This is a genomic window from Streptomyces sp. NPDC057939 (assembly GCF_042887545.1).
GTDB lineage: Bacteria > Actinomycetota > Actinomycetes > Streptomycetales > Streptomycetaceae > Streptomyces.
Map to the genome: position 1 here is coordinate 1 of NZ_JBHVPG010000117.1, position 4,000 is coordinate 4,000.

1 protein-coding gene is annotated in these 4,000 nt (G+C 69.7%); it reads left to right on the forward strand.

Annotation, left to right across the window (positions count from 1 at the left end; genetic code table 11):
• Positions 1-4,000 (forward strand): type I polyketide synthase (locus ACFVS6_RS42840; protein ID WP_389711956.1); only part of this gene is annotated, 4,000 nt, incomplete at both ends.

The following is a 4,000-nucleotide window of genomic DNA, read 5'->3' on the forward strand; positions in this document are numbered from 1 at the left end:
CCTTCGGGCTTGAGGGGCCGGCGGTGACGGTGGATACGGCGTGTTCGTCGTCGTTGGTCGCTCTGCATTGGGCGATTCAGGCGTTGCGGCAGGGTGAGTGCGATATGGCGCTTGCCGGTGGTGTGGCGATCATGGCGACGCCGGAGACGTTCATCGACTTCAGTCGTCAGCGTGGTCTGGCGTCGGATGGTCGGTGCAAGTCGTTCGCGGAGGGTGCGGACGGGACGGGTTGGGCCGAGGGTGCGGGCATGTTGCTCGTGGAGCGTCAGTCGGACGCGGTGCGCCATGGGCATCGGATCCTGGCGGTGGTGCGTGGTTCGGCGGTCAACCAGGACGGTGCGAGCAATGGTTTGACGGCTCCGAACGGTCCTTCGCAGCAGCGGGTGATCCGTGAGGCGTTGGCGAGTGCGGGTCTGTCGACGGCCGATGTGGACGCGGTGGAGGCGCACGGGACGGGTACCCGTCTGGGTGACCCGATCGAGGCGCAGGCGCTGTTGGCGACGTACGGGCAGGAGCGGTCGGCGGACCGGCCGTTGCTGCTGGGGTCGATCAAGTCGAACATCGGGCACACGCAGGCTGCGGCGGGTGTGGCCGGTGTGATCAAGATGGTTATGGCGATGCGGCACGGGGTTCTGCCCAAGTCGCTGCATGTGGACGCGCCGTCCTCGCACATCGATTGGGAGGCCGGTGACGTCCGTCTCCTGACGGATGCGGTGGACTGGCCGGAGACGGGCCGTCCGCGTCGCGCGGGTGTGTCCTCGTTCGGCATCAGCGGCACCAACGCCCACACCATCATCGAACAGCCGATGACCTCGGAAGCGGCGGTCTCGTCCGGGGACGAGTCCGTACTACTCCCGTCGGTGCCGTGGGTCCTGTCGGCGAAGGGCCCGGAAGCGCTCCAGGAGCAGGCGAGCCGGCTTCGGTCGTACGTCCTGTCGACCCCGGACGCTCGTCCGGCGGATGTCGCGTGGTCGCTGACGGCGGGCAGGGCCTCCTTCGAGGACCGCGCCGCCATCGTCGCCACGGACCGTGACGAACTCCTCTCCGGCCTCGAAGCACTGGCCGAGGGTCGCTCGACGTCGACGCTCGTGAAGGGCTCGCCGGTCGGCGGGAAGCTTGCCTTCCTGTTCACCGGGCAGGGCAGTCAGCGGTTGGGGATGGGGCGTGAGCTGTACGACGCGTTCCCGGTGTTCGCCGAAGCCCTGGATGCGGTCTGCGCCCGCCTCGATCTGGAACTGCCCCTGAAGGATGCGTTGTTCGGGTCGGATGCGGGTCTGTTGGATGAGACGCGGTTCACGCAGCCGGCGCTGTTCGCGGTCGAGGTGGCGTTGTTCCGGCTGTTCGAGTCGTGGGGTGTGAAGCCGGACTTCGTGTCCGGGCATTCCATCGGTGAGATCGCCGCCGCACACGTGGCGGGCGTGCTGTCCCTGGACGACGCGTGCACGCTGGTTGCGGCTCGTGGTCGGCTGATGCAGGCGCTGCCGGCCGGTGGCGTGATGATCGCGGTGCAGGCGTCGGAGGATGAGGTTCTGCCGCTGCTCACGGAGCGTGTGAGCATCGCGGCCGTCAACGGTCCGCAGTCGGTCGTGATCGCGGGTGACGAGGATGCCGCTCTGGCGGTGGTGGAGTCGCTCGGCGATCGGAAGAGCAAGCGGCTCACGGTGAGCCACGCGTTCCACTCGCCGCACATGGACGGCATGCTCGACGAGTTCCGCCAGGTGGTGGAGGGTCTGTCCTTCGCCGCCCCGCGGATCCCGGTCGTGTCGAACCTGACCGGTGCCCTGGTCGCGGACGGTGAGATGGGGTCGGCGGACTTCTGGGTCCGTCACGTCCGTGAAGCAGTCCGCTTCCTCGACGGCATGCGCGCCCTGGAGACCGCCGGGGTGACGACGTACGTCGAACTCGGCCCGGGTGGCGTGCTCTCGGCCATGGCCCAGGACTGTGTGACCGGCAACGAGGGCGTTGCCTTCGTTCCCGCTCTGCGCAGCGGGCGCACCGAGACCGAGACGGTGGTCGCTTCGCTGACTCAGGCACATCTGCGGGGCCTGGACGTTGACTGGTCGAAGTTCTTCGCCGGTACGGGTGCCCGGAGCGTGGAGCTGCCGACGTACGCCTTCCAGCGGCAGCGCTTCTGGCTGCAGCTCACGGGCACGGCGCGCAGCGGCTCCGGCCCTGACCTGGATTCCCGCTTCTGGGATGCGGTGGAGCGCGAGGACCTGGAGTCGCTCGCCGACACGCTGGACATGGACGACCAGGGGGCGTGGAGCTCGGTTCTGCCCGGGCTGTCTGCTTGGCGTCGCAACCTGCGGACCCAGTCCGAGGTGGACCGCTGGCGCTACCGGGTGTCGTGGAAGCCGCTGACGGATGCCGGCACCGGTGCGCGGCTGTCGGGTACCTGGCTGGTCGTGACTCCCTCCGGGGGCGTGGACGACACGGCCGTGGTCGGCGCGCTCGCCGAAGCTGGTGGCGAGGTCCGCCGGGTCGTCATCGAGTCCGGTGCCGATCGTGCTGCGTCGGCCGAGCTGCTGGCCGACGTGGCACCCGGACCCGTCGCGGGTGTGGTGTCGCTGCTCGCCCTGGACGGGGCCGCGGATGTGGTGGATACCGCCGTTCTGGTGCAGGCGCTCGGTGATGCCGGGGTGGGAGCGCCGTTGTGGTGCTTGACCCGTGGTGCGGTGAGCGTCGGTCGCTCCGATGTCCTGACCTCGCCCGTTCAGGCGCAGGTGTGGGGTCTGGGCCGGGTTGCGGCGCTTGAGGTTCCCGAGCGCTGGGGTGGTCTGGTCGACGTTCCCGAGGTGTGGGACGAGCGGGCGATGGCCCGGTTGGTCGGTGTCCTTGCCGCTGGTGCGGGCGAGGACCAGGTCGCGGTTCGTACCTCCGGTGTCTTCGGGCGTCGTCTGGTCCGCGCCGTGGCCGGGATCACGGGCTCCTGGACCCCGTCCGGGACGGTCCTGGTCACCGGTGGTACGGGTGCTCTGGGTGGTCGGGTGGCTCGTTGGCTGGCCGGGGCGGGTGCCGGGCGTCTGGTGCTGACCAGTCGGCGGGGTGCGGATGCTCCCGGTGCGGCTGAGTTGGCCGCGGAGTTGTCGGGCATGGGTGTGGAGGTCTCCGTGGTGGCGTGTGACGCCGCCGACCGGGATGCCCTGCGTACGGTCCTGGCCGCCGAGGCGGAGACGCTCACGGCTGTCGTGCACACCGCCGGAATTCTGGACGATGGCGTTCTTGACGCGCTGACGCCGGAGCGGTTCGAGAGCGTGCTGCGGGCCAAGGCCACGTCCGCGCTCAACCTGCACGAGTTGACCGCCGAGCTCGACATCGAGCTGTCCGCGTTCGTCTTGTTCTCCTCGATGAGCGGGACCATCGGTGGTGCCGGGCAGGGTAATTACGCTGCCGCGAACGCGTACTTGGACGCCCTGGCCGAGCAGCGTCGTGCGGCGGGTCTGGCTGCGACATCTCTGGCCTGGGGTCCGTGGGCCGACGGTGGGATGGCGGCGGACGAGGCGATGGACGCCCGGATGCGGCGCGAGGGTCTGCCGCCGATGGCGCCGGATACGGCGATGGCCGTTCTGCGTCAGAGCGTGTCCGGATCGTCCGATGCGGCTCTGCTCGTCGCGGACGTGGACTGGGACCGCTTCGGGCCCGCCTTTACCGCTGTGCGCCCCAGCACGCTGTTCGCCGAGCTGCCGGAGACCCGGCCGGCCGGGCCTGCCGCGCGCGCCGAGGACACCGTCGCACCGGTCGGGAAATTCGCCGGTCTTGGTGCGGTCGAGCTGGAGCGGGAGCTGCTCGGTTTGGTCCGTGCGCAGGTCGCGGCGGTTCTGGGCCATGACGGCTCGGAGGCGGTGGGTGCGGATCGTGCTTTCAAGGAGTTGGGCTTCGATTCGCTGACGGCTGTCGAGCTGCGCAATCGGATCGGTGCGGCGACGGGTGTGACCCTCCCGGCGACGTTGATCTTCGACTATCCGACGGCTTCCGCTCTGACCCGGTTCCTGCGGGACGA